Here is a 23,913-nt window from a genome sequence, read left to right on the forward strand (position 1 = left end):
CCCCCGCCGGCCAGACCTAGTTCGTGAGGATGATCGTGATGCCACCGGTGGCGCGGTCGATGCCCCGGGCGGTCGCGCAGCTCTCCCCGTGCTCCCGCGCGCTGACCGGGAAGCCGGCCTCGACCTGGTGACCGGCGAAGTCCCCCTCGGTGACCACTCCCCTCATGGCCAGCAGCCGCACCCCGGACACGTCGTGCACCTGGGACTCCGCCACGTGGAAGGTCGTGGTGGCGTTGTCGCTCCAGGTGATTTGCCCCGCCATGCCGGTCCTGCCGGTGGAGCACGAGAGCTGGTTGGGCAGACCCGCGTTGCTGAAGGTGATCCGGCCCCTGGTGTGCGGCGCGGGCTCGACGGGACACGTGATCGAGCCGACGCCGCTCACGCCCACCGGCTTCTCGACGTCGTTGAGCCCGCCGTCGTAGGTGGTCTGGACGGTGCCGGCGCACACGTGCCGCGTCAGGGCGTGCGTGGGGGTCGCGGGGACGGCGAGGGCGGCCAGGACGGTCACTCCGGCGAGGGCCGTCCACCAGCTTTCGGGGCGACGCAGGCGCTTCATCACCGCCGACGCATCGGCAGCGCGCCACCCGATCCCCACCTCATGTCACCCGGGCGAGTGGGGCCGGCCCTCCCGCCGTAGCCGGCCTCACCGCGGCCGGCCTCGCGCGTGGCCAGCGCCGGGAACAGCACTGGAACAGCACTGGAACAGCACCGGGCCGGGTCCCGCGTTCAGGACCCGGCCCGGTGAGGGGACGTCAGGGGGCGGAGCGACCGCGGGCGGTCGTCAGTGCGAGCCCACCGGCTTGAGCGACGGGTCGCCCTCGTCGGCGTGGTAGTCGCCCGGCCTGGTCTCGTCCGTGCCGTTGAGGACCCGCATCCGGCGCAGCACCAGGGTGACCAGGGCCGCCACCAGCAGGTTCGCCACCAGCGCCACGAACCCGACGTAGATCTGCACCTGCGAGCCGGCCAAGGGCCGCCAGCCGAACAGCGACAGCTCGCCGAAGGTCAGCGCCGAGCCGCCGAAGTGCGCCTTGCCGGCCGCCGGGTTCGGGATGCCGTAGAGCATCACGAACCCCCAGGCCATGCCGACGACCCAGCCCGTGACCAGGCCCCAGAGGTGGAACCACCGGGTGTAGAGCGAGATCGCCACCGCCGGCAGCGTCTGCAGGATGATCACGCCGCCGATGAGCTGGAGGTCGATGGAGAACTGCGGGTCGACGAACACGATGAACGCGATCGCGCCGAACTTCACCACCAGCGAGGCGAGCTTGGCCTGCTTGGCCTCCTGCGCCGGCGAGGCGTCCCTGCGCAGGTACTCCTTGTAGATGTTGCGGGTCCACAGGTTCGCCGCCGCGATCGACATGATCGCCGCGGGCACCAGCGCGCCGATGCCGATGGCGGCGAAGGCGATGCCGGTGAACCAGCCGGGGAACTGCTGCTCGAACAGCACCGGGACGATCGTGTTCGAGTCCGGCCGGCCGGTCGCCTGGTTGGTGAGCGGCGTGGAATTGGCGCTGATGGCGACGTACCCCAGCAACGCCAGCATGCCGAGCAGCAGCGAGTACGCCGGCAGCGCCACCATGTTCCGCTTGATCACGTTGCGGCCCTTGGAGGCGAGGATGCCGGTCAGCGAGTGCGGGTAGAGGAACAACGCCAGCGCGGAGCCGAGCGCGAGGGTGGCGTACTGGAGCTGGTTGTTGTGGTTCAGCAGGATGCCGTCCGACGGGGTCCTGCTCGCGTCGAACTTGGCCTGCGCCTGGTCGAAGATCGTGTCCCAGCCGCCGAGCTTGCTCGGCAGGTAGAACACCGCGACCAGGATGACGATGTAGATCAGCGTGTCCTTGACGAACGCGATCAGCGCGGGCGCGCGCAGCCCCGACTGGTAGGTGTAGAGCGCGAGGATCAGGAACGCGATGAAAAGCGGCGCGTGGCCCATCACGCCGGAGCCGTTGAAGCCCATGGTGCGCAACACGGCCTCCAGCCCGACGAGCTGGAGCGCGATGTAGGGCATCGTGGCGATGATCCCGGTCAGCGCCACGAGCAGGGCCAGCAGCGACGAGCCGTAGCGCCCCCGCACGTAGTCGGCGGGGGTGACGTAGCCGTGCACGCGGGACACCGACCACATGCGCAGCAGCGGCAGAAAGACGATCGGGTACAGGATCACCGTGTACGGCAGGGCGAAGAAGCCCATCGCCCCGGCGCCGAAGATGAGGGCCGGCACGGCGACGAACGTGTACGCCGTGTAGAGGTCACCGCCGACCAGGAACCAGGTGATCCACGACCCGAACTTCCGGCCGCCCAGACCCCACTCGTCGAGGTGGTCCAGGCTGTCGCCGGCCCGCCACCGGGCCGCGACGAACCCCAGCACGGTGACGAGCAGGAACAGCGCGCTGAAGACGACGATCTCGGTCCACTGCAGGTCGTTCACCGCGCGTCGCTCCCGTCCTGGCGCCGCCCGGCGGCGCCGGCGCTGTCGAGGTCGTCCACCGACAACCGGTCCGGTCGGTCCGTCCGCACCGGCTCGTCCCTGGTCCTGAGGTAGACCAGCCCCACGCAGAGGACGCCGAGGGGCACGAAGAGGAACTGGCACCAGTAGAAGAACGGCAGCCCGAACAGCCGGGGGCGGTCCTCGTTGTACAGCGCGGTGGCCAGCATCAGCAGCGGGACGAGGAGCAGCAGGTTCCAGGCGTTCCAGCGCAGCCCGTTGCCGCTGTGGCCGGCGCGTGGCGGCGGCGAACCAGTGGACATCGGTCTCCCTCTCGGTGGCGTGGCGACCCGGTGCGGGCTGCCACGCGGCGGCGACCAGCCGGGGGGTTGCCCGGCCCACCCGTCGGGGCGGGTGTGTCGCGGATGTTAAGCCGACATGTTGGCCTCGTCACCCGTTTAGGTGGATGCCACCACCCGTTTGATGCCCAAATTGTGACAACAGGCGTCCGATATCTGAGACAGAGGGGCCATGCTCACCCGAACCGGGTAGCGCGGACCGCCACGAGAACCAAGGCACGTCCCGGCCGCGCCGGCTCTGCTCACCCGCTCGCGCTCCGGGCCCGGAACGGGCGTGCCGGCCGCCCGGGATCCGGACGGCCGGCACGCTGTCACCTGTCGGGAACAGACGCCGACGCGCTCAGCCGCGCGACTGCAGCCTCTTGGTCATCTCGGTGGCGGTGACCGCCTTGGCGACCTGGGCGCAGTCGTCCCTGGTCGTGCCGGCGACGCCGCCCTCGGCGTTCTGCCGGCACGCACTGTTGAGCACGGTGCCCAGCTCCGCGTAGTCCGCGCCGGAGGTCAGCAGGTTCTGCACCGACCACCACAGCGAGGCCGACTTGTCGATGCCGATGCCCCGGATCCGCTGCCCGTTGAAGCTGCCCCCGTCCGCGATCAGCGCGGCGGCCTTGTTGCCCACCCCGCTGTTGCGGTGGACGAAGATGCTGTTGTCCCGCGCGGTCTGGTAGCGCGGGTACCACAGGGAGCTGCCCTTGCGGTCCGGGTCGTTGTGCGCGGGCGGGTTCGCCATGTCGCGGATGACGCCCAGAGCCGAGCCCTCACCCATCTTCCACCGGTTGCCCGCGGTGTCGTCCGAGCTGCCGTTGGTCAGGTCGACGAACTCGCCGAAGATGTCCGACAGCGACTCGTTGATCGCGCCCGACTCGCCGCGGTACACCAGCCCGGAGATGTGCTCGGTGACCCCGTGGGTCAGCTCGTGCCCGGTGACGTCGTCGGTGGTGACGCCCTCGCCGAAGACCATCTGCTGGGCCTGCGGCGACCAGAAGGCGTTCTGGTACGGGCACTTCTCGCCGGAGACGCAGACGCGGACCGTGGCCCGGAGCGCCTTGCCCGCGCCGTCGCCGTAGTCCACGCCGATCAGGTCGGTGAGGTCCGCGTCGACCTTGCTGGCGTAGAACTTCGAGGTGTCCCCGAAGAAGTCGTAGACCTTGTTGACGTCCGCGACCGACGAGGGGCGGCCGCCCTCACGACGGCTGACCCGGAACGCCGTGCCACAGCGGAACGCGCTGTCGTCGTTGCCGTCCACGGTCGTGCGGTTGGCGTCGCAGACCGCGCGGTTGACCGCCTCGTGGGTGTCGGACCAGGTGGCCAGCGCGGCCCGGGAGCCGGCGTCGACCACGACGGTCCACCGGTCCTCGGCGCCCTTGCCGGCGACCGTGACCTGGAACGCCGGAACCGCGTCGGTCGCGCCCTCGGCGCCGAGCAGGCTCGCGTCGTACCAGTAGGGCCGGGACTCGGCGACCCGCAGGTCGGTGACGCCCTGGCCGGACTCGCCGGCCACCCGGTCGAGCGCGGACCGCGCGGCGCCCTCAGCCGCGGCGGTCCGGTCGGCGGGGAACGACCCGGCGCGCCCGCGCGCCGTCCGGCCGTGCGCGGAGACCAGCGCGCCGGACCGGTCGAGCACCTCGACGACCTGGCCGCCGAGCACCGGGACGCCGTCGATGGTCTGCTGCAGCCTGACGACCCCGCCCGCGGGCGTCGTCCGGCTGCTCAGGACCTCCAGCGCGCCCACACCGGCGCCGAACTGCTGGGCCAGCCGCGCCGAGTGCGCCGCGCCGGCGGCCCGCAGGTCGGTCTGGCCCGACGGCGCGGGCTTCGGGGAGCGCGGGGTGACCTCGCGGGTGCGCCCGAGGTCGTCGACCTGGACGTCCACGTCCTGGCCGGGTGGGGCGGCGAGCGCGGGCTCCGCGGCCGCGACGACGCCGAGGGCGAGGGCCGCCGCGAAGAGCGCGGCACCTCGTCGTGCGTGGGACATGCGTCACTCCAGAAAGACAGCAGGGAGTCACCATTCGTGACGTGGGAGTGATCCTGTCCAGCCTTTCGGGGTAAGCACACCCGCCATTCGTCGGGCTAATTGCGACAAAAGGGGTAAGAGAGCGGGAAGGGGTCACGATCTGTCGTCACCCGTTATGCCCCGTTCGAGGCCACCGAGGCGGGAGTACGGTCGACCCGGCATGATCGCGGCGCTGCGTCTCCCCCCGGTCCCCGCCGTGGCCGCGGTGCTGGTCACCGTCCTGGCCACGGGGCTCGTCGGCGGCTGCACGGGTCCGGTCAGCGGAACGCCGACCGCCGGCACCCGGGAGAGCGGCCCGGCCTCCGGGCAGACCTCCGGCCCGGCCACACCCACCTCGGGCATGGGCGCGGCGCCGCCCCGGGTGGGGGCCTGCGTCCGGGGGGCGGAGTACGACGAGGTCGCCTGCGACCAGCCGCACGAGGGCGAGGTGACCGCGACCGACACCCTGCCGGCGACCCTGCCCGCCACCCCGGACGAGAGCGTGGTGCGGCAGGCCGCGCTGCCCCGCTGCCGGCAGGCCGCCGTCGGGTACCTCGGCAGCGGCGACGTCGACGCCACCCGGCTGCGGTCGTGGGCGTTCTGGCCCTCCGCCCGCGACTGGGCCGCCGGCCAGCGGTGGCTGGTGTGCGCGGTGTTCGAGGCCGGCCCGGACGACCGACCGGTCGCGCGCACCGGCTCGCTGCACGGCGCGCTGGCCAACGGCCTCGACGCCTACCAGCAGTGCGCGGCCGGCTCCCCCAGTCGGGACGACCGCCTGGTCACGGTGCCCTGCGACCAACCACACCTCGCGGAGGCGGTGCCCGGCGTGCTCGCCCTCGGCGCGCCCCACGACCCGCCGCCGAGCCCCGAGCAGATGACCCAGGCCGCGCAGCCGCACTGCGCCCAGGCGGTGACGGGCTACGTGGGCGCGGCGCGGCCGGACGTGCTGGTCTCGTGGCGGCTGCCCAGCCCGGCGAGCTGGTCGGAGGGCTTCTCGGTGGCCGTCTGCTACGTGGAGACGACCACCGCGGTGAAGTCCCGCCTCCGGGGCATCGGCACGAACCCGCTGCCGAGCTGACCGCGCCCCCTGCCCTGGCCGGCCCCTTCACCCACACGCCGGGATCGCACCGCCCGAACGGGTCACGCGGCGACAGCTGGTCGTCCGGAAAGGGACCACTTGGCCGATCGCGGCTCACTCTTCCGGGGCTGGCTCCGGCTGACCTTCCCCCGATGAGCTGAGACCGCGCCCGGTCGCCCGACCGGCGCGCCGAGCCGAGGTCGAGGGGAGACCATGCGGAGACTTCTGCTGGCCACCGGCGTGGTGGCCGTCCTGAGCGCCCTCGTGACCACCGCGCACCCCGCGGTGGCCGCGCCAGCCGCCCCGCCGACAGTGCCGGAGCGCCACCTCACCCAGAAGATCGACTGGAAGCCGTGCTTCCCCGGGAAACTCCCCGACGGGTTACCCCCGGGCTCGGAACGCCTGGAGTGCGGCTCCTTCACCGCTCCGCGCAACTGGAACCGACCGAACGACAAGATCGACATCGTGGTCGCGGTCAGTCGGCTGCGCCCCGCGAAGGGTGAGCCGAAAGGCACCGTCCTGACCAACCCCGGCGGCCCTGGCGCCCCCGGCCGAACCCTGCCCCTGCTGTTCCTCCAGCAGAACCGCGCCAAGCTCCTGGACGCCGTGGAGGTCGTGGGCGTCGACCCGAGGGGCACCGGCGAGAGCAGCAACGTGAGCTGCGGCGGGGGAGCCAACATCGGGGCCGAGCTGGACCCGAGGGACCGCAGCCAGGGCAACCTCGACCTCATGCTGGACTCGGCGGCGCTGACCGCCAGGTTCTGCCAGACCAAGTCCGGCGAGTTGGGCCGGTACGTCACCACCGAGCAGACCGTGAAGGACCTCGACCTCCTGCGGCGCCTGCTCGGCAGGGAGAAGGTCAGCTACGTCGGCTACTCCGGGGGAAGCTGGATGGGCGCGTACTACGCGACCTACTTCCCGAACCGGGTGGACAGGTTCGTGCTCGACTCGAACACGGAGTTCACGACCACCTGGCAGAAGTCCTTCTCCTGGCAGCCGCTCGGCTTCGAACGCCGCTTCCGCGAGGACTTCCTGCCGTGGGCCGCGCGCCACGACGCGCACTACCACCTGGGCACGACCGGCGAGGACGCGCGGCAGACCTACGAACGGCTGCGCGCCCGGCTGGCCGAGCAGCCGGCCGACCTCGGCCAGGGCCGGACGATGACCGCGGTGGGGCTGGACGAGGTCATCGCGACGTCGATCTACTCGAAGGCGTTGTTCGTCGGGCTCGCCGAGACCCTGACCCGGGTCCGCACGGTCGTGGAGCAGCCCGGGACCGACCAGGCCAGGGCCGCGGCCGCGGCCGTCCGCGAGTCGCTGGACCGGCTGACCCGCTCCGCGCTGCCCGGCGTGGCCCCGTTCCCCGCGGACGCGGAGGCGGCGACCTCCTACAGCATCCGCTGCAACGACACCCCCACCACCGGGGACCGCGCGTCGCTGGTCCAGCGGTCCGAGCGCGAAGGCCGGAAGTACCCGCTGATCGGCTGGTGGCGGATCTCCGACCCGTGCGTCTTCTGGAAGCGGCCCGACGTGCACATGCCGACGCCGAACGGCAGGAACGTCCCGCCGGTGCTGATGGTGCAGTCGGTCAACGACCCGGCCACCCCGCTTGAGGGGGCGAAACGGGCGCACGAGGCGTTCGCCAACTCCCGACTGCTCACCGTGACGGACGAGGGCGACCACGGCCTCTACTCCACCGGCAACGCCTGCGTCGACGACGTCGTGGAGAAGTACCTGGTGGACGGCGTGGTGCCGGACCGCGACCTGTCGTGCACCGGAACGCCGCTGCCCGAGCCGCGGCGCGCCGGCCACGCGGAGGAGCACGTCGCGGAGCCCCAGGGGGTCAACCCGCTCACCCTGAACGCCCAGTTCCGACGGCTCATCGGTCCGATGCCGCGCTGACGGCGAAGGGGCTCCCACCATCGCGGTGGGAGCTCCTTCCCAAGCCCCTTCCCGGCCGGGGACTCCGGGATCAGAGCAGGCGGCGGGCAACCCGCCCATGGAGATCGGTCACCAGGCGGACGAGCCAGGGCGCCAGAACCGCCGCGGCCAGCCCGATTCCACTGTGGACAATCACGGCGCCGGTCCAGGTCGGGCCGCCCCACGCCGAGGAGATGTCCTCGCCCCACATGGCGAACGGGTAGGTGGCGCCCCGAACCACCATGGCTCCCAACAGGAAGACCACGGCGGACGACAGCGCGCCCATGGGCAGGACCAGCGCCAGGTACAGCGCCTCCCGCCACCGCCGGCGGTCGCCCAAGCGTCGCCACAGCCCCCCGTGGGGCTTCGGCGGGTCGGGAAGGGAAACCCGCAACAGCACGCGGACCCGAGCTCGCTCGACCTTCGCCATCAACCGCGCGAACGCCAGCACCGCCAGGAAACCGGCCACGCCAACCAGAACGACGGAGGTGGCCGCGCTGACCCCCAGCCCGACCACGACCAACGGGAACCACACCAGCCCGAGCGGCAGCGAGAGCAGGGCGAAGAGCACGCGCCCGCCGAACGCCCGCACACCAGCCCGCTGCCAGACGTAGGTGTCGGTCCGCACCAACGGCCAGTACCACATCGACACCGCTTCCCCCCACGTGTTCGCCTCGCTCACACGCTAGGAATCCGGTGCCACCACGGGAACCCGGCTGGCTTCGGCGCCCACCGGGGGTCAACCCCCGGCTCACCCCGGGGTGAACCCGCCGGCTGGCCCACCCCGTCGGTTGCGGCCCGTCGGTCCCGGCCCGCCGGTCCCGGCCGCCGGACGCGACGCGGCGTCGGAGTGCCCCTCCCCCTGACGGGCACCCCGACGCCGCCTCCGCTCCCGGTACTCGGCTCAGGCGCACCAGGCGCTGGGCCGCCCCCTGTCCGGGACGCGGTCTCGGTCCTCGTCCTTCCTCCGGTCGCCGCTGTCGGACGTGACGATCACCATCACGACGGCCGCCACGGCCAGGACCAGCATCGCCAGCCCCGCACTGACCATGGCGCACCTCCTCGCGGGTCTCGTGCCGATCCTCCGCTGACTGCGTTCCCCGGGGGTTGGTGAGGACCTTCCCCCGGTAGGGAAGAGCGTGCCCCCGCGCGCTGGATACGTCCGTGACGCAGGTCACGAAAAGGGGGACGCCCCGGGGCCTGGTCGGGCCCGGGGCGTCCCCCTCTCCCACGCGCGCGCCGGCGGGAGTCACCGCCCGCGACGCGTGGCGTCACTCAGCCGAGGCGCTGCTTCAGCGCCTCCAGCTCGTCCCGCAGCGAGCTCGGCAGCTTGTCGCCGATCTTGGCGAACCACTCCTCGATCAGCGGGATCTCGGCCTTCCACTCCTCGACGTCGACGCCCAGCGCGGCCTCGATGTCGGCCACCGGGGTGTCCAGGCCGGACAGGTCGATCGCCTCGGCGGTCGGCACGTGGCCGATCGGGGTCTCCACCGCCGGGGCGGTGCCCTCCAGCCGCTCGACGATCCACTTCAGCACGCGCGAGTTCTCGCCGAAGCCCGGCCACAGGAAGCGCTTGTCCTCACCGCGGCGGAACCAGTTGACGTAGAAGATCCTCGGCAGCTTAGCGGCGTCGGCGCCCTTGCCGGTGTCGATCCAGTGCTGGAAGTAGTCGCCGGCGTGGTAGCCGATGAACGGCAGCATCGCCATCGGGTCGCGCCGCACGACGCCCACCTGGCCCACGGCCGCCGCGGTGGTCTCCGAGGACAGCGTGGCGCCCATGAACACGCCGTGCTGCCAGTCGCGGGACTCGGTCACCAGCGGGACGGTGGTGGCGCGCCGGCCGCCGAACAGGATCGCCGAGATCGGCACGCCCTTCGGGTCCTGCCACTCCGGGGCGACGATCGGGCACTGCTCGATCGGCACGCAGTAGCGGGAGTTCGGGTGCGAGGTCAGCTCCTCGCTGCCCGGCGTCCAGTCCCGCTTCTTCCACGAGGTGAGGTGCTCGGGCGCCTCGCCCATGCCCTCCCACCAGATGTCGCCGTCGTCGGTGAGGGCGACGTTGGTGAACACCGAGTTGCCCAGCTCGATGGTGCGCATCGCGTTGGGGTTGGTCTTCCAGTCGGTGCCCGGAGCGACGCCGAAGAATCCGTTCTCCGGGTTCACGGCGTACAGCCGGCCGTCCTCGCCGAAGCGCATCCACGCGATGTCGTCGCCGAGCGTCTCGACCTTCCAGCCCGGAATGGTCGGCTCCAGCATCGCCAGATTCGTCTTGCCGCAGGCGCTCGGGAAAGCGGCGGCCACGTAGTAGACCTTGTTCTCCGGCGAAATGAGCTTCAGGATGAGCATGTGCTCGGCGAGCCAGCCCTCGTCCCTGCCCATCACCGAGGCGATCCGCAGCGAGTAGCACTTCTTGCCCAGCAGGGCGTTGCCGCCGTACCCGGAGCCGAAGCTCCAGATCATGCGCTCCTCGGGGAAGTGCGAGATGTACTTCGTCTCGTTGCACGGCCACGGGACGTCCTGCTGGCCGGGCTCCAGGGGCGCGCCCAGCGAGTGCAGGCACGGCACGAAGTCGGCGTCGTCGCCGAAGCGCTCCAGCGCCTTCGCGCCCATCCGGGTCATCACCCGCATCGAGACGACGACGTATTCCGAGTCGGTGAGCTCCACGCCGAGCATCGGCTTTTCCGCGTCCAGCGGACCCATGCAGAACGGGATCACGTACATCGTCCGGCCGCGCATCGAGCCCCGGTAGAGCTCGGTCATCGTGGCCTTCATCTCGTCCGGCCGCATCCAGTTGTTGGTGGGGCCGGCGTCACCCGGGTCCTGCGAGCAGATGAAGGTCCGCTCCTCCACCCTGGCCACGTCGCTGGGGTCCGAGGCGCACCAGAACGAGTTCGGCTTCCGCTCCAGCCGCACGAACGTTCCGGCCTCGACCAGCTTCGCCGTCATCCGCTCCCACTCGTCGTCCGAGCCGTCGCACCAGACGACCTGGTCGGGGGTGGTGAGCTCGGCGACCTCACGCACCCATGCAAGCAGGCGCTGGTGCGTGGTCGGTGCTTGGTCGAGACCGGGGATGGTCAGCGCGGTCATCTCGTCTCGTCTCCTGACTGGGCGCCACAGCCCGTGCCACACGCCGGCTCCACCCCGGGGGAGATCGACGGGCCCGCCGAAATCACCGAAAGCTTCGCCCCGCCCGGGTGGTACGGGCGTGCTGGGAAAGGGATGTTCTGCAGGTTAGCCCCGGTCGCACCGGAAAACGCACGGCCGCCCTGTCGCTTCTCTCACAAGAACGATCAGGGAATCGATTCAGGGCCACTCGGATGACTGAGAACGGGTGAACCCCGAATGGGTGCGAGAAGCAACACATACCGTGCGCGGCAAGAGAGAAAGCGTTTGCGGGTACTCCCCGAGGTGGTCCCCCGGGTGACCGCGGACCGGTCCGAACGCGCCGGGGCCCCGGCCATGGCGGTGCGCCGTGGCCGGGGCCCGAACCCCTCACGTCCGCGGGGCGACGTCCTGGCGGATCAGCTCCACCGGCCGGTGGCCGGGTCGATGCTCACCACCGAGGGGCCACTCGCGGCGCCGGTGGCCGGTGCGGCGGCGCCGGAGGCGGGGTCGGACCACGCCGCGTCCGACCAGGCGGCGTCCCCTGCCGGCTCCGCGCCGCCCTCGCCGACGAACGAGTCCTTGCTGTAGGAGCCGTCCTTGTTGATGTGCCCCTGCTCCACGACCTTCCAGTCACCGTGCCCCTGGTGCTGGCGGATCGTGACCTTGCCGTCCTTGCCGATCTCGGTCGCGGAGTCGGCGTCGCCGTCGCCGTCGGTGTCCGTGAACAGGATGACGTCGCCGTCGGAGTCCTTCACCACCGCGGTGTCGGCCTTGCCGTCCTGGTTGAGGTCCTCGGTGGCCGGGCCCACCGTGCGCTCGCCGTCCCTGGTCTCCACGAGCATCTCGCCCCCGCCGCGGCTGGCGGTCTCGCGGTGGTCAGCGCCGCCACCGGCCTTGCCGGTGGTGTCGACCCACTGGCCGCTGTGCGCGTCGAACTTCGCCTGGCCGATGACCTTGCCCCGGCTGTCGAGCTTGGTCAGGACGTCGGCGTCGCCGTCGTGGTCGGTGTCGGTGTAGGCCAGGAACCCGTCCTCGGTCTGCACCATCGCGGTGTCGTCGACCCCGTCGTGGTCCTGGTCGTAGTTGGCCTCGGCCGTGTACTCCTCGCCGTCCACGGTGATCTTGAGGTCGCCGTTTCCGCCGTCGTTCTCGATGTACACCAGGTCCCCCTCAGGGCGTCGGGCACCACGCCGCCGGGTGCGTTGTCGTCCTTGCTCCGCGGTTGGACTCACGGTAGGGGGCGCCGGTTCCCCCGTGGGGCGGGGGGCGGCCACCTCACCCGTGCGGCGGCGGTCAGGCCGACGCCGGGGCCCGGTCGCGCAGCTCGCGGATCCGGGTGAGCAGCGCCTCGACGCGCTCGCGCCCGGCCTCCACCTCGCCGAGCCGGCGGTTGACGACCTGGAGCTCCCTGCTGCGCTCGGCGGCGTCCATCTTCAACGCCTTGTCCACGTCGCGCAGCTCGGCCTCGATCGCGTCGATCCGCCGGCCCAGCGCCTCGTCCAGCGCCAGCGACAACTGCTGCTCGGCCTCGATGAGCTGCTCGGCCACCAGCTGGTCCAAAGTGGACCGCGCGTCGGCGATCGCCTCGGTGAGCCACTGCTTCATGTGCTGCTTGTCCGCGGCGTGCCGCCGGGTGCGGGCCATCCACCACCCGGCCCCGAGGCCGAGCGCGATGGTCACCGGCAGCACGAACGGGTTGAGCGCGGCGACCCCGAGCCCGGCCAACGGCAACGCGGCGACCCGCCCGACGCCGAGCCCGCCCGAGATGCCCATGAACACGAGGAGCTTGTCCTCCGCCGTGGGCGGCCGCTTCTCCGGGGGCCGCAGCACGACCGGCGGCTGCGACGCCCTGGCGAGCTGGGCGCGGATCACCGCCAGCTCGTCGGCGGAGAACAGCTCGGCCAGCGCGGCGTCGGCCACCCCGCTCAACCGCGTGGCCAGCGCGCCGCTGACCCGCGCCGAGGCCATCTGCAACGCGGCGTCGACGTGGTAGGGAAGCTGCGCGAGCTGCTCCCGGTCGGCGCCCTCGATGGCGCGGCGGAACCAGGACTGGACGTCGAGCATCTGCCGGGCGACCTCGTGGCTGGTCTCGACCCGGCACCGCTGCACGGCGGCCCGCAGCTTCACGCTCCAGCCCCGGGTGGAGGAGCGCCGCTCCGAGGTCAGCTCGTCCCGCCGGGCGCGCAGCGCCTCGGCCTCGTCCTCGCCCGTGGTCAGCACGCGGCGGTCGGCCTCCAGCCGCACCACCAGCTCGTCCAGCGCGGTGGAGAGCGCGCGCAGCGCGTTGGCCTCGTTGAGCATCACGGAGCGGCCGACGACCAGCTCCTGCAACGCGGTCTGGAGCTCGGCCACGCCGGAGCGCTCGCGCAGCGTCGCGGCCGCCTCGGGGCTGGGCGCCCGTCCGGCCATCTCGGCCATCCTGGCCGAGACCGGGTGGAAGGCGGCCCCGGCGAACCGGGGGGCGTGCTCGGCGAGCAGCGCGCGGTCGGCCTCCAGCACCTGCCGCCAGCCGCGGTACTGGTCCGTCTTGGTCATCGCGAAGACGACCGTCTCGACCCGCTCGCCCACGTTCCGCAGGAACCGCAGCTCGCCCTGGGTGAAGGGGGCGGACGCGTCGACCACGAACAACAGCGCGGTCGCGTGCGCCGCGGCCTCGGCGGCCAACTCGCCGTGCACCTCGTCGAGCCCGCCGACACCCGGCGTGTCGATCAGCCGCAGCCGCTCCAGCAGCGGGATCGGGGCCTCGACCCGGACGTGCCGGGGCGGGAGCTGGCCCTCGGGGAGCTCCTGGCCCGCCGACACCCACGCCGGCAGCTGCTCCAGCTCGAACGGGACCGGCTCGACGTCGCCCGGGTAGCAGGCCCGCGCTCCCCACTGGGCGGCGTGCTCGAACACCAGGTAGACCGCGGTGGCGACGTCCGCGTCGACGGGCGAGAGGTTCGGGGTGGCCAGCAGCGCGTTCACCAGCGAGCTCTTGCCCCGGTTGGTCTCGCCGACCACCACCACGGTGGGCAGGGCCGGCCGGGCGGCGCGCACCTCCTCCACCCAGTCGGCCGACGCCGCCCCGGCCTCCCGGAGCAGCCCGACCAGGCGTTCCCTGGTCTGCCGGACGACCTGCGGCAGGGACGGCGCGTTCGGGGCGGGCGCGGTCACGACCCGGTCCTGGCGCGGTAGACGGTGACGACCGGCGCCCGCAGGAGCTGGCCGCGGTCGAGGAAGCCGACCACCTCGGTCTCGGCGATCACGCCGTCCAGCGCCGGGTCGTCGGTGGGGGTGGTGCCGCCGGCCTCGTGGTGGGCCGGGTCGAACCGCTCGCCGTCGGGGCGCACCGCGGCCACCCCGATCCCGGCGAGCCCCTCCTCGATCCGCTCGGCCACGCCCGCGCTCCGGGCGCGGTCCCACGCGTAGACGCAGAGCCGGACCAACGCGCGGCGCTCGGCCAACGCCTGGTTCACCAGCTCGTTCTGGTCCGTCGGCCCGTCCACCACTTCACCCCGCCGCATGTCCCGCACCTCGCGTTCGACGCCCCGAACGGGGGACGCGTTCCGCTCGCCGACGTTCCCGGCACTCCCCGCGTTCTCGCCGGCGTTCCCCTCGACCCTCTCCGTGGGGTTCTCCGCGGCTTTCCCGTCGACGGCCTCCCGGCGGTCCTCACGCCGGCGGAACCACGCGCTCACGACGCCCCCCGTCCCCTCAGCTGCTGCCAGATCAGGAAGTACGCGCGGTGCACCACGTGCGCGATCCGGCTCTGCGCCGGGGTCGCGCCGAACGCCGCGAACGACCGCCACCAGCCCGCCCGCTCCAGGGCGTACGCCTCCCACTCGTGCGGCGGGCGGCCGGGCAGGCCGAGCTGCTCGCCGGCGTCGGCGCTGCTGCCCACGCGCAGCACCTCCTCGGCGAGGTCCTCCGGCATGACGACGGCCCCGGCCGCGACCAGCGTCAACGCCTCCAGCAGGCGGAGCTGGTGCGCCTCCGGCTTGGCCAGCAGCACCTCGATCGCGTCGTGCACCCGCTGCCGCTCCCCGGGGTCGCCGGAGGCGTGCGCCAGCGCGGTCACCGACGCGAGGGCGGCCGCGGCCTTGATGCCGTCGGCGCGGGCGCGGAACACGGCGTCGAGCCGGCTCCACACCCCGTCCAGGCCGGAGGCGTCGAGCAGCCGGCGGCGCAACGCGCCCGCGGTGATCTGCGGGTCCTCGTCGATGGCCGCCAGGGCCTGCCGGACGCCGTGCAGGTCGAGGCGTTCCAGCAGCCGGGCCCTGGTGCCGGCGGGCACCGCGCACTCCCAGGTGGCGAACAGGTCCGCGGAGATCAACATCATCTCGCGGGTGTCCTCGTCCAGGGCCGCGAGCTGGCGCAGCGCGTCGGCGTCGGCGGAGGTGAAGCCGCCGGTCTCCGCCGTCTCGGCGAGCAGGCCGATCACCGGCAGCACGTCGGCCACCCTCGGCTTGAGGGTGAGGGCCTGCTTCTCGGCGAGCAGGGTCGCCGCCCGCCACACGTCGCCGTCGGAGCCCTCGACCGACTCGGGCGCGACGGTGTCCGCCTTGTTCAGCACCGCGATCGCGTTGACCGGGCCGGCCTCCCTGCTGGCCGTGGCCGCGGTGAAGGCGGCGAGCACCTGGTGGTCGTCCGAGCGGACGGCCTGCGTGACGACGTAGAGCACGGCCTCCGCGCCGGCCACCGCGTTGCGCGAGACCGGGTCCAGTTCGTCGTCCCCGTCGCCGGACTCCTCGGCCCGCGCGGCGCCGAGCAGCTGCTCGGTCCTGGCGACCGAGGCCGCGTCGAGGGAGCCCAGGCCCGGGGTGTCGATCACCGTGAGGTCCCGCAGCACCGCGTTGGTGAGGTACGCCTCCAGGTGGGAGACCTCGTCCACGGCCACGCCCAGGTCAGCCGGGATCATGCCGTGCGCGTCGAACGGGAGCACCTGCTTGCGCCCGTCGGTGAAGACCACCTCGACCCGGTCCACGGTGCCGTACTGGAACCGGGTCACCAGGCGGGTGCACTCGCCCACGTCGGTGGGCGCGACGCGCCGACCGATCAGGGCGTTGACCAGGGTGGACTTCCCGGACTTGATCCGGCCGGCGACCGCGACCTGCAACGGCGCGGACAGCCGGCGCAACACCTCGCGGAACCCGGCGGCGGTGCGCTCGCAGACCTGCGGTCGCAGCCGCTGGCAGAGGTCGGCCACCGCGGCCGACAGCGGGCCGGCGAAACGCTGCTGGTCGGTTGCCGTGCTCACCCCTACGAACCCCTCGCGATCCGGCCACCCGTGGCGTCTGCGAGGGGCATCGTGCCACGTCCGGCCCGGCGCGCGGGCCGGTCCCCGGAGATCGCCACCGGGTGACGGCGGGCCGGCGCGGGTTTGTCCCGCCGGTCGCTCCGGGTAGTCACCTGGCGACGCATCTCCCTCGACCCGGGTTGGAGGCCGTCGTGGACGACGCGAGCACCGGTTACCTCCTCTTCCTCCTCGTCGGCGTGGTCCTGGTCCTCGCCGTCGGCCGCCTGCTCGCCAGGAGCGGCCGCACGGTGCTGCACGAGGTGTTCCCCGAGCGCGACGCCGCCCGGTCGGTCAGCCGGCTGATCGCGGTGCTGTTCCACCTCGTGACGCTCGGCGTGCTGGCGCTGATCGCGACCTGGGACCCCTCGGCCGACGACCCGGTCCAGCGCCTCCTCGCGAAGTTCGGCGTCCTGCTCCTGGCGCTGGGCCTCAGCTACGGCGTCACCCTGGTGGTGCTGAGTCGGGTGCAGGTGCGGCGGCGCGACCAGCTGCTCGCCGAGCACCTCACGTCGCAGACCGAGGCCGCGCTGGAGCTGGAGGAGCGCGCGCACGCCGAGGGCGCGACGCGGGCCGCCGAGACGACCGCGGTCGTGCGGCCGGTCGCCGACCCGACGCACTCCGCCCCGCAGGCCGCCCCGCGGCCCGGGCCGGCGCCGGGGCGCCGCACCCTCCCGCCGGACCTGGCGCCGCCCACCTGAGGGGTCGGGGTCAGGTGGTCCGACGGGGGTCGTAGCCCATCTCAGCCCGTGGACCGACGCACCGTCTCAGCCTCCGCACCTAACCTCGAGGGGTGCGGAGGCTGAGCTTGTGGTTGCGCGCCCACCCCTGGGTGGGTGACTCGCTGCTGGCTCTCTTGTTGTTCCTCTTCGACTCGGCGAGCAGCCGCGGCCGGTACGACCCGGTGAGCGAGACCTTCGTCCAGGCCGTCAGCTCCAGCGACTACACGCTCGGCTCGCTCCTGATGATCACCCCGCTCGTCGTGCGGCGGCGAAAACCGGTCCTCGCGGCCTACGTCACGCTGTTCGGCGGCGTCTTCGTGCTGGTCACGCACGGGCCGTACGCGGTGCACCCCGGCTCGTTCGCCCTCGCGATCATGCTCTACACCCTGCTCACGTGCTCGACGCGCCGGGTGGCCGTGGCCTACGCCACCTGGTTGCTGATCGGCACGGTGCTCTTCGCGTTCGTGATGAGCAGGGAGCACGGCGTGGCCGTGTTCCCGTTCGTCGTCTTCGGCCCGGTCGCCGTGTTCGCGGTGTTCTGGATGACCGGCGAGTTCGTCGGCGCCCGCCGGGCCTACCACTCCGAGGTGGAGCAGCGCCTGCGGCTGCTGGAGCACGAGCGCGACCAGCAGGCCAAGATCGCGGTCGTCGAGGAGCGCAACCGGATCGCCCGCGAGCTGCACGACGTGGTCGCGCACGCGGTGAGCGTGATGATCGTCCAGGCCGACGGCGCCTCGTACGCGATGAAGACCAACCCGGAGATCGCCAGCAAGGCGCTCGGCACGATCTCCGACACCGGCAGGAAGGCGCTCGGCGAGCTGCGCCGGCTGGTCGGCGTGCTCCGCAACGACAGCGAGACCAACGCCGAGTACGCGCCCCAGCCCGACGCGTCCGCGCTGGGCGAGCTGGTGGAGAAGATGCGCCAGGTCGGCCTGCCGGTGCGGCTGACCATGACCGGCGACCTCGCCGACCTGCCCACCGGCGTCGGGCTGACCGTCTACCGCCTGGTGCAGGAGGCGCTGACCAACACGCTGAAGCACGCGGGCCCCGGCGCGTCCGCCCAGGTGGTGGTGGCCCGCGCCGAGAACCAGATCGAGGTCGAGGTGACCGACGACGGCCTGGGCCGGGTGAACGGCTCGCTGGTCTCCGGCGGCAACGGGCTGATCGGCATGCGCGAGCGCGTGGCGGTCTACAACGGGGTGCTGGAGGCCGGGCCGCGGCTGGGCGGCGGCTGGCGCGTGCGCGCGGTACTGCCCCTGCCGGGGGAGTCCGCCCCGTAGGCTGCTGGTCATGGTCCGGGTGCTGCTGGTGGACGACCAGGAACTGATGCGGATGGGCTTCCGGATGGTGCTCGACGCGCAGGAGGACCTCCAGGTCGTCGGCGAGGCGGGGGACGGGGCGGAGGCGGTGCGGATGGCCGCCGAGCTGCGTCCCGACGTGGTCCTCATGGACGTCCGGATGCCGGTCCTGGACGGGGTGGAGGCGACCAAGCGGATCGCCGAGGAGGGGACCGCCAAGGTCCTGGTGATGACCACCTTCGACCTCGACGAGTACGCGCTCGCGGCGCTGCGCAACGGCGCGAGCGGGTTCATGCTCAAGGACACCCCGCCCGCCGACCTGGTGTCGGCGGTGCGCGCGGTGGCCAGTGGCGACGCCGTGGTCTCCCCGAGCGTCACCAAGCGGCTGCTGGACCGCTTCCTCGGGGCCGGCGGCGGCGAGCTGCGCGACGCCAACGTGCTGGACGTGCTCACCGAGCGGGAGCGCGAGGTGCTGGTGCTGATCGCCAAGGGGCTGTCCAACACCGAGATCGCGGTCAAGCTCTTCCTGTCCGAGGCCACCGTGAAGACACACGTCGGCCGCATCCTGTCCAAGCTGGACCTGCGCGACCGGGTGCAGGCGGTGGTGCTGGCCTACGAGACCGGCCTGGTGCGGCCCGGCGAGAGCTGACGCCCCCGCGCCCGGCCGTCGGGCGCGAACGCGGGGGAGGGCAGTGCTTGCGAAGGAGTACTTGCGAAGGAGTGCTCGTGAAGGGCGAGCGCACGAAGGGCGGTGGGCGGGGAGGAACCCGCCCCCAGGTCCCTCCCCGCCGCACCCTTCCCCCAGGGCATGGCCCCCTGTTCTGTTGTGCTCCCGTCCCGGTCCGGCTCCGCCGTCAGCGGTAGTCGTCGGGGTCGACGTCGACGGCCTGCCGGAAGGCGACCTCGCTGTAGGCGCCCCAGTCCGGCCGCGAGCCGTCCAGGTCGGTGAAGCCGTACTCGCGCATCAGCTCCCAGGACGAGGTGATCCGCCCGCCCCAGCGGGTCGCCCTCGGGTCGGCCGCCACCGCGGCGATCCCCCTGGCCACGTAGGACGGCGTCTCGGAGAGCGCGAAGTGCTCGTCCTTCGCGATCGCCTCCCGCCAGGTCTCCTCGGTCACCCCGAAGTGGTCGAGCATCGCCTCGGAACGCAGGAAGCCGGGCGTCACGGTCAGCGCGGTGATCCCGCGCGGCCGCAGCTCCTGGGCCAGCGCCTGCCCGATGCGGCGGATGCCGGACTTCACCAGGAAGTACGGCAGCGCGCCCGAGTACCGGTCGGTGTCCCCGTCGGTCACCTCGACGACGAGCCCCGCCCGCCGCCGCACCATCAGCGGCAGCAGCCGGTGCAACGCGATGAGGTGGGTGTCCAGGCCGTTGTGCACCAGGCGCAGCGCCTTGTCCAGGTCGCCCTCCCAGTAGGTGTGGCCCCACTCCACCCACGGGTCGCCGCCCCAGACGTCGTCGACCAGGACGTCCAGCCGGCCGCCCTGCTCCGCCTCGATCCGCTCGACCAGGGCGTCCACGTCGGAGACCGTGGTGAAGTCCACCCGGACCGGGATGCCCACCCCGCCGGCGGCGTCGACGAGCTCGGCGGTGCCCTCGATCGTCTCCGGCCGGTTCATCTCGCTGCGCCGGTCCCTGGTGGTCCGCCCGGTCACGTACACCGTCGCGCCCAACCGGCCGAGCTCCACGCTCACGGCCCGGCCGCAGCCCCGCGTCGCGCCCGTCACCACCGCGACCGAGCCGGTCAACGGTCCACTCACGACTCGCCCCTTCCCGCTGTGCCCCGCGGCACGTCCCCCATCGGTTCCCCGGGAGATGGACGCCGCCACCCCCAGATGACGGCGTCCAAGTCCGTCGCCATGCGCTCCCGCAGGCTGCCGTGCGGTCTGATCGACCAGAGCACGGCCGTCCCGTTCGCCAGCGTGGTGATCACCCGGCCGGCGATCTCCGGTGGCGGGGCGGCGCCGAGCTCTCCGGCCGCCACCGCCGCGCGCACCATCTCGACGAACTCCCGCTCGACGCCCCCGTAGAAGTCGCCGAGCACCTCCCTGAGGTCGGGATCGACCAGGTCCATCCCGAGCTGCCCGAGGTTGTTCACCGCGACCTCGGGGTCCTCCATCCAGGCGAACCAGGCCAGCGCCGCGGTTCTGAGCGCCTCGACCGGTCCGTCCGCCTCGGCCGCGGCCGCCCGCAGCCCCTGCAACACCACCTCGGTGGTCACCTTGGTCTGCGCCGCCAGCAGGCCCCGCTTGGAGCCGAAGCGCTGCACCAGGGTCGCGGCCACGACGCCGGCCTCCTCGGCCACCTGGGCGAGGGTGAAGCCGGGTCCCACCCGGTTCACCACCCTGGCCGCGGCGGCCAGGAGCTGTTCGTCGCTGATCTTCCTCGGCCGCGCCACGGGGGTTAGTGAACCACCGTTCAGAAACTTTGTAAACAACCATTCACATATTGCCAGCTCGACGGCGTCGCGCACACCCCCTCCGGACCACACCCCGGGGTGAACACGGAGCCCGTGCGAGGACGGAAACCCGGTCGTGCCAACCTGTTCCCGCGCGAGCGGATCACCACCCGCGGTCCCGCCCCAGCACGGCCCCACCGTCCCCGAGACGTCTCCCCGGTCCTCCCTGACACCCCGCGCCGGCCGGCACCGAACCCGGCGGCGCGACGCGGACCGGGCGGCGCCACCCGGACGTGGGCTGTCGTGTTGATCTGCTTGTCCGGGGCCCGGGGTGGTGGTGGGCTGGCCGGAGCACGTCGTGTCGCCCGAACCGGGGGTGTGATGATCGAGGCTGTCGGGTTGACGAAGCGCTACGGACGCACCGTGGCGGTGAACGAGCTGTCGTTCACCGTGAAACCGGGGCGGGTGACGGGTTTCCTCGGCCCCAACGGGGCCGGCAAGTCCACCACCATGCGCATGATCCTGGGCCTGGACCGGCCGACCGCCGGGGACGTGCTCGTCGACGGCAGGCACTACCGGGACCTGCCCCGGCCGTTGCGCCACATCGGCGCGTTGCTGGACGCGAAGTGGGTGCACCCCAACCGGACCGCGCGCGCCCACCTGCGGTGGCTGGCGAAGTCCAACAACCTGCCCCGGCAGCGGGTGGACGAGGTGCTCGAGCTCGTCGGGCTGGGCAGCGTGGCGCACCGCAACGCGGGCGCGTTCTCCCTCGGCATGGCGCAACGGCTCGGCATCGCCGCCGCGCTGTTGGGCGACCCGCAGATTCTGCTCTTCGACGAGCCGGTCAACGGCCTCGACCCCGAGGGCATCCACTGGATCCGCCAGCTCATGAAGCGGCTGGCCGCCGAGGGCCGCACCGTCTTCGTCTCCAGCCACCTGCTGTCGGAGATGGCGCAGACCGCCGACGAGCTGGTGGTGATCGGTCGCGGCCGGCTGATCGACCAGTCCAGCACGGCGCGGTTCGTGGAACGCGCCAGCGGCACGGCCGTCCGGGTGCGCAGCCCCCAGCTCGAACGCCTGCGCACGGCGCTGGCCAGCACCTCGGGCGCGGGCGTGCGGGCCGAGGACGGGGCGCTCGTCGTGACCGGGCTGACCAGCGACCAGGTCGGCGAGGTCGCCGCCGCGCAGGGCGTGGTGCTGCACGAGCTGTCCCCCCAGCGGGGGTCCCTGGAGGAGGCGTTCATCCGGATGACCAGCGGGGCGGTCGAGTACCACGCCGAGGAGAGCGGCGAGCACCTGCACCTGCGCGGCGCGCGGGGGGCCGAGGGGACGGAGGGGACCCGGTGAACCTGCTGGCGGTCGAGCGGATCAAGTTCTTCTCCACCCGGTCCCCGTGGTGGACCGCGGTGACGGCGTTGGCGCTGATGCTCGGGATGAGCGCGTTGTTCGCCTCGGTGCTCGAACCCGACCAGCTCGCGGTGCCCGCCACCCAGGCCGGGTACGACCTCGCGCTGGTGGTGGTCATGGTGATGGCGACCCTGGCGATCACCACCGAGTACCGGTTCAACACCATCAAGGTCGCCTTCCAGGCCGAACCCCGGCGCACGCGGGTGCTGCTGGCCAAGACCGCCATGGTCGCGCTCGTGGCCGGCGTGCTCGGCGAGGTCGCGGCCTTCGGGTCGTGGGCGCTGGCGAAGGTGATCAGGCCGGCCGCGGACCTGTCGATCGACAGCGGGACCGAGTGGCGGCAGGTCGCCGGGGTCGGCCTGGTGTGGGCGCTGGGCGCGGTGCTGGCCGTGGCGGTGGGCGCCCTGCTGCGCCAGACCGCCGGCGCGGTGACGCTCCTGCTGGTCTACGCGCTGCTCGTGGAGAACCTGGTCGGGTTGATCCCCGAGGTCGGCCCGGACGTCCAGCGCTGGCTGCCGTTCACCCACGCCAACCACTTCGTCCGGGGGACCGGCGGCCAGCCCGCCGGGGCCGAGGTGGCGTCGGCGCCGCCGTTCGGCCCGTGGGGCTCGCTCGCCTACTTCGCCGGGATCGTCCTGGCGGTCCTCGTCATCGCCCTCGTGACGGCGAACCGCCGCGACGCCTGAGCCGACCACGTCGAACACCCCCGGACTGGGGTTCTCCCCACCCCGGTGGCCGGGTTCTCCGCAGTGCCCGCTCTGGGGTCTCGCCCATCCCGTCAGCCCGTGGGATGAGGGACGGTACGACCGCAAGCCGACCAGAAGTGTCGACCCCAGGTCGACGCGGCCCACCCCGTTCACCCGGCAGGGTTGGTGTCGCGCCGGTCGGGTGGACCGGCGGGGGGACGTCCCAGTCGGGCCCCTGCGGGGACCACGGGGCAGACCACGGGGCAAGGGGGAGCGGAGCAATGATCGAGGCTGTCGGCCTCACCAAGCGCTACGGCCGCACGGTCGCGGTGGACAACCTCTCGTTCACCGTGAAACCGGGGCGGGTGACGGGTTTCCTCGGCCCCAACGGGGCGGGCAAGTCCACCACCATGCGCATGATCCTGGGCCTGGACCGGCCCGACGCCGGCCGGGTGCTGATCGACGGCCGGCCCTACCGCGAGCTCGACCGTCCACTTCGGACGGTTGGCGCGCTGCTGGACGCGAAGTGGGTGCACCCCAACCGATCCGCGCGCGCCCACCTGCAGTGGCTGGCGAAGTCCAACGCGCTGCCGGCGCGCCGGGTCGACGAGGTGCTGGAGCTGGTCGGCCTGTCCGGGGTCGCCGGGCGCCGCGCCGGCGGGTTCTCGCTGGGCATGGCCCAGCGGCTGGGCATCGCCGCCGCGCTGCTGGGCGACCCGGAGATCCTGCTCTTCGACGAGCCGGTCAACGGCCTCGACCCCGAGGGCATCCTCTGGATCAGGCAGTTCATGCGGCGGCTGGCCGCCGAGGGCCGCACCGTCTTCGTCTCCAGCCACCTGCTGTCGGAGATGGCGCTGACCGCCGAGGACCTCGTCGTGGTGGGCCGCGGCCGGCTGATCGCCCAGTGCAGCACCGCCGAGTTCGTCGACAATGCCAGCGAGTCGAGCGTGCGCGTGCGCAGCCCGCAGCTCGACCGGCTGCGGACCGCGTTGCTGCACAAGGGTTTCACCGTGCACACCGAGCCGACGGCTGAGGGCAACGCCCTGGTCGTCAGCGCCGCGACCAGCGACCAGGTGGGCGAGATCGCCGCCGCGCAGGGCGTGGTGCTGCACGAGCTGTCCCCGCAGCGCGGCTCGCTGGAGGAGGCGTTCATGCAGCTCACCAGCGACTCCGTGCAGTACCGCACCGACGTGTCCCCGGTGGCCGGGGACGGCGCCGCCCAGAACGACCGCCTCGTCCCGGCCGGGAAGTGA

Annotated in this window: 21 protein-coding genes; 8 read left to right on the top strand and 13 right to left on the bottom strand. The window is 72.7% G+C overall.

The window, feature by feature from the left end:
- Positions 1 to 16: 16 nt before the first annotated feature.
- The 4 genes from BUE43_RS02605 to BUE43_RS02620 all read right to left on the bottom strand — a co-directional run bounded on the left by BUE43_RS02605 (position 17) and on the right by BUE43_RS02620 (position 4,756).
- Positions 17 to 556, bottom strand: a complete 540-nt coding sequence (locus tag BUE43_RS02605) for a hypothetical protein (RefSeq protein ID WP_143173907.1) — start codon at positions 554 to 556, stop codon at positions 17 to 19.
- 225 nt (positions 557 to 781) lie between these two features.
- The gene (gene mctP / locus BUE43_RS02610; protein WP_073479678.1) at positions 782 to 2,425 is read right to left on the bottom strand and encodes a monocarboxylate uptake permease MctP; all 1,644 of its coding nucleotides are present in this window, start codon (positions 2,423 to 2,425) and stop codon (positions 782 to 784) included.
- On the bottom strand, positions 2,422 to 2,745 hold the full coding sequence (locus BUE43_RS02615) for a DUF3311 domain-containing protein (protein WP_073479679.1): 324 nt from the start codon (positions 2,743 to 2,745) through the stop codon (positions 2,422 to 2,424). Before BUE43_RS02615 ends, mctP begins: the two co-directional genes overlap by 4 nt.
- Positions 2,746 to 3,121: 376 nt before the next feature.
- Positions 3,122 to 4,756: a M4 family metallopeptidase gene (locus BUE43_RS02620; protein ID WP_073479680.1), complete on the bottom strand. Its 1,635-nt coding sequence runs from the start codon at positions 4,754 to 4,756 to the stop codon at positions 3,122 to 3,124.
- A 199-nt stretch (positions 4,757 to 4,955) separates the two neighbouring features.
- On the opposite strand from BUE43_RS02620, the gene BUE43_RS02625 reads away from it, so the two are divergent.
- Both BUE43_RS02625 and BUE43_RS02630 read left to right on the top strand, forming a co-directional pair.
- A complete protein-coding gene (locus BUE43_RS02625) occupies positions 4,956 to 5,852 on the top strand; it encodes a septum formation family protein (protein WP_159447678.1) in 897 nt (298 codons plus the stop codon).
- Positions 5,853 to 6,065: 213 nt separating this feature from the next.
- A complete protein-coding gene (locus tag BUE43_RS02630; protein WP_073479681.1) occupies positions 6,066 to 7,754 on the top strand; it encodes an alpha/beta hydrolase in 1,689 nt (562 codons plus the stop codon).
- 70 nt (positions 7,755 to 7,824) lie between these two features.
- Here the strand turns inward: BUE43_RS02630 and BUE43_RS02635 are convergent, their stop codons facing one another.
- The 7 genes from BUE43_RS02635 to BUE43_RS02660 all read right to left on the bottom strand — a co-directional run bounded on the left by BUE43_RS02635 (position 7,825) and on the right by BUE43_RS02660 (position 16,113).
- Entirely contained in the window at positions 7,825 to 8,418 is a 594-nt protein-coding gene (locus BUE43_RS02635; protein WP_073479682.1) for a sensor domain-containing protein, read from the bottom strand.
- A gap of 258 nt (positions 8,419 to 8,676) precedes the next feature.
- Positions 8,677 to 8,823, bottom strand: a complete 147-nt coding sequence (locus BUE43_RS34035; RefSeq protein WP_159447679.1) for a hypothetical protein — start codon at positions 8,821 to 8,823, stop codon at positions 8,677 to 8,679.
- Positions 8,824 to 9,047: 224 nt separating this feature from the next.
- A complete protein-coding gene (locus BUE43_RS02640) occupies positions 9,048 to 10,859 on the bottom strand; it encodes a phosphoenolpyruvate carboxykinase (GTP) (RefSeq protein ID WP_073479683.1) in 1,812 nt (603 codons plus the stop codon).
- 434 nt (positions 10,860 to 11,293) lie between these two features.
- Entirely contained in the window at positions 11,294 to 12,037 is a 744-nt protein-coding gene (locus BUE43_RS02645) for a DUF6802 family protein (RefSeq protein ID WP_073479684.1), read from the bottom strand.
- Between the two features lie 133 nt (positions 12,038 to 12,170).
- Entirely contained in the window at positions 12,171 to 14,030 is a 1,860-nt protein-coding gene (locus BUE43_RS02650) for a dynamin family protein (protein ID WP_073479685.1), read from the bottom strand.
- Positions 14,027 to 14,554 (bottom strand): nucleotide exchange factor GrpE, encoded by a 528-nt coding sequence (gene grpE, locus BUE43_RS02655; RefSeq protein ID WP_234995494.1) that lies wholly within the window; start codon positions 14,552 to 14,554, stop codon positions 14,027 to 14,029. The genes BUE43_RS02650 and grpE overlap by 4 nt, the downstream gene beginning before the upstream one ends.
- A complete protein-coding gene (locus BUE43_RS02660) occupies positions 14,551 to 16,113 on the bottom strand; it encodes a dynamin family protein (RefSeq protein ID WP_073479686.1) in 1,563 nt (520 codons plus the stop codon). Before BUE43_RS02660 ends, grpE begins: the two co-directional genes overlap by 4 nt.
- A 191-nt stretch (positions 16,114 to 16,304) precedes the next feature.
- Here BUE43_RS02660 and BUE43_RS02665 point away from each other — a divergent pair, with 191 nt between their 5' ends.
- The 3 genes from BUE43_RS02665 (at position 16,305) to BUE43_RS02675 (ending at position 18,818) form a co-directional block, all read left to right on the top strand.
- Complete coding sequence (locus BUE43_RS02665) at positions 16,305 to 16,850, top strand: hypothetical protein (RefSeq protein WP_143173908.1); 546 nt, start codon at positions 16,305 to 16,307, stop codon at positions 16,848 to 16,850.
- Positions 16,851 to 16,942: 92 nt separating this feature from the next.
- Entirely contained in the window at positions 16,943 to 18,151 is a 1,209-nt protein-coding gene (locus BUE43_RS02670; RefSeq protein ID WP_073479688.1) for a sensor histidine kinase, read from the top strand.
- A 10-nt stretch (positions 18,152 to 18,161) separates the two neighbouring features.
- Positions 18,162 to 18,818 carry a response regulator gene (locus BUE43_RS02675; RefSeq protein WP_073479689.1) on the top strand — a complete coding sequence of 219 codons (657 nt, stop codon included), beginning with the start codon at positions 18,162 to 18,164 and terminating at the stop codon, positions 18,816 to 18,818.
- Between the two features lie 205 nt (positions 18,819 to 19,023).
- On the opposite strand, the gene BUE43_RS02680 is transcribed toward BUE43_RS02675, so the two are convergent.
- Positions 19,024 to 19,917, bottom strand: coding sequence for an SDR family oxidoreductase (locus tag BUE43_RS02680; RefSeq protein WP_073480215.1), 894 nt, complete (start codon positions 19,915 to 19,917; stop codon positions 19,024 to 19,026).
- An 8-nt stretch (positions 19,918 to 19,925) separates the two neighbouring features.
- Positions 19,926 to 20,567, bottom strand: a complete 642-nt coding sequence (locus BUE43_RS02685) for a TetR/AcrR family transcriptional regulator (RefSeq protein ID WP_073479690.1) — start codon at positions 20,565 to 20,567, stop codon at positions 19,926 to 19,928.
- A 381-nt stretch (positions 20,568 to 20,948) separates the two neighbouring features.
- Between BUE43_RS02685 and BUE43_RS02690 the strand changes: the two genes are divergently transcribed.
- The 3 genes from BUE43_RS02690 (at position 20,949) to BUE43_RS02700 (ending at position 23,913) form a co-directional block, all read left to right on the top strand.
- The gene (locus tag BUE43_RS02690) at positions 20,949 to 21,914 is read left to right on the top strand and encodes an ABC transporter ATP-binding protein (protein WP_073479691.1); all 966 of its coding nucleotides are present in this window, start codon (positions 20,949 to 20,951) and stop codon (positions 21,912 to 21,914) included.
- On the top strand, positions 21,911 to 22,660 hold the full coding sequence (locus BUE43_RS02695; RefSeq protein WP_073479692.1) for a hypothetical protein: 750 nt from the start codon (positions 21,911 to 21,913) through the stop codon (positions 22,658 to 22,660). The genes BUE43_RS02690 and BUE43_RS02695 overlap by 4 nt, the downstream gene beginning before the upstream one ends.
- A gap of 281 nt (positions 22,661 to 22,941) precedes the next feature.
- Complete coding sequence (locus BUE43_RS02700) at positions 22,942 to 23,913, top strand: ABC transporter ATP-binding protein (protein ID WP_073479693.1); 972 nt, start codon at positions 22,942 to 22,944, stop codon at positions 23,911 to 23,913.

This window comes from Streptoalloteichus hindustanus, assembly GCF_900129375.1.
GTDB lineage: Bacteria > Actinomycetota > Actinomycetes > Mycobacteriales > Pseudonocardiaceae > Streptoalloteichus > Streptoalloteichus hindustanus.

Coding starts and splice junctions, on each gene's coding strand:
- BUE43_RS02605 (WP_143173907.1), bottom strand. CDS start 556: ATGAAGCGCCTGCGTCGCCCCGAAAGCTGGTGGACGGCCCTCGCCGGA.
- BUE43_RS02615 (WP_073479679.1), bottom strand. CDS start 2,745: ATGTCCACTGGTTCGCCGCCGCCACGCGCCGGCCACAGCGGCAACGGG.
- BUE43_RS02620 (WP_073479680.1), bottom strand. CDS start 4,756: ATGTCCCACGCACGACGAGGTGCCGCGCTCTTCGCGGCGGCCCTCGCC.
- BUE43_RS02625 (WP_159447678.1), top strand. CDS start 4,956: ATGATCGCGGCGCTGCGTCTCCCCCCGGTCCCCGCCGTGGCCGCGGTG.
- BUE43_RS02630 (WP_073479681.1), top strand. CDS start 6,066: ATGCGGAGACTTCTGCTGGCCACCGGCGTGGTGGCCGTCCTGAGCGCC.
- BUE43_RS02635 (WP_073479682.1), bottom strand. CDS start 8,418: ATGTGGTACTGGCCGTTGGTGCGGACCGACACCTACGTCTGGCAGCGG.
- BUE43_RS34035 (WP_159447679.1), bottom strand. CDS start 8,823: ATGGTCAGTGCGGGGCTGGCGATGCTGGTCCTGGCCGTGGCGGCCGTC.
- BUE43_RS02640 (WP_073479683.1), bottom strand. CDS start 10,859: ATGACCGCGCTGACCATCCCCGGTCTCGACCAAGCACCGACCACGCAC.
- BUE43_RS02675 (WP_073479689.1), top strand. CDS start 18,162: ATGGTCCGGGTGCTGCTGGTGGACGACCAGGAACTGATGCGGATGGGC.
- BUE43_RS02690 (WP_073479691.1), top strand. CDS start 20,949: ATGATCGAGGCTGTCGGGTTGACGAAGCGCTACGGACGCACCGTGGCG.
- BUE43_RS02700 (WP_073479693.1), top strand. CDS start 22,942: ATGATCGAGGCTGTCGGCCTCACCAAGCGCTACGGCCGCACGGTCGCG.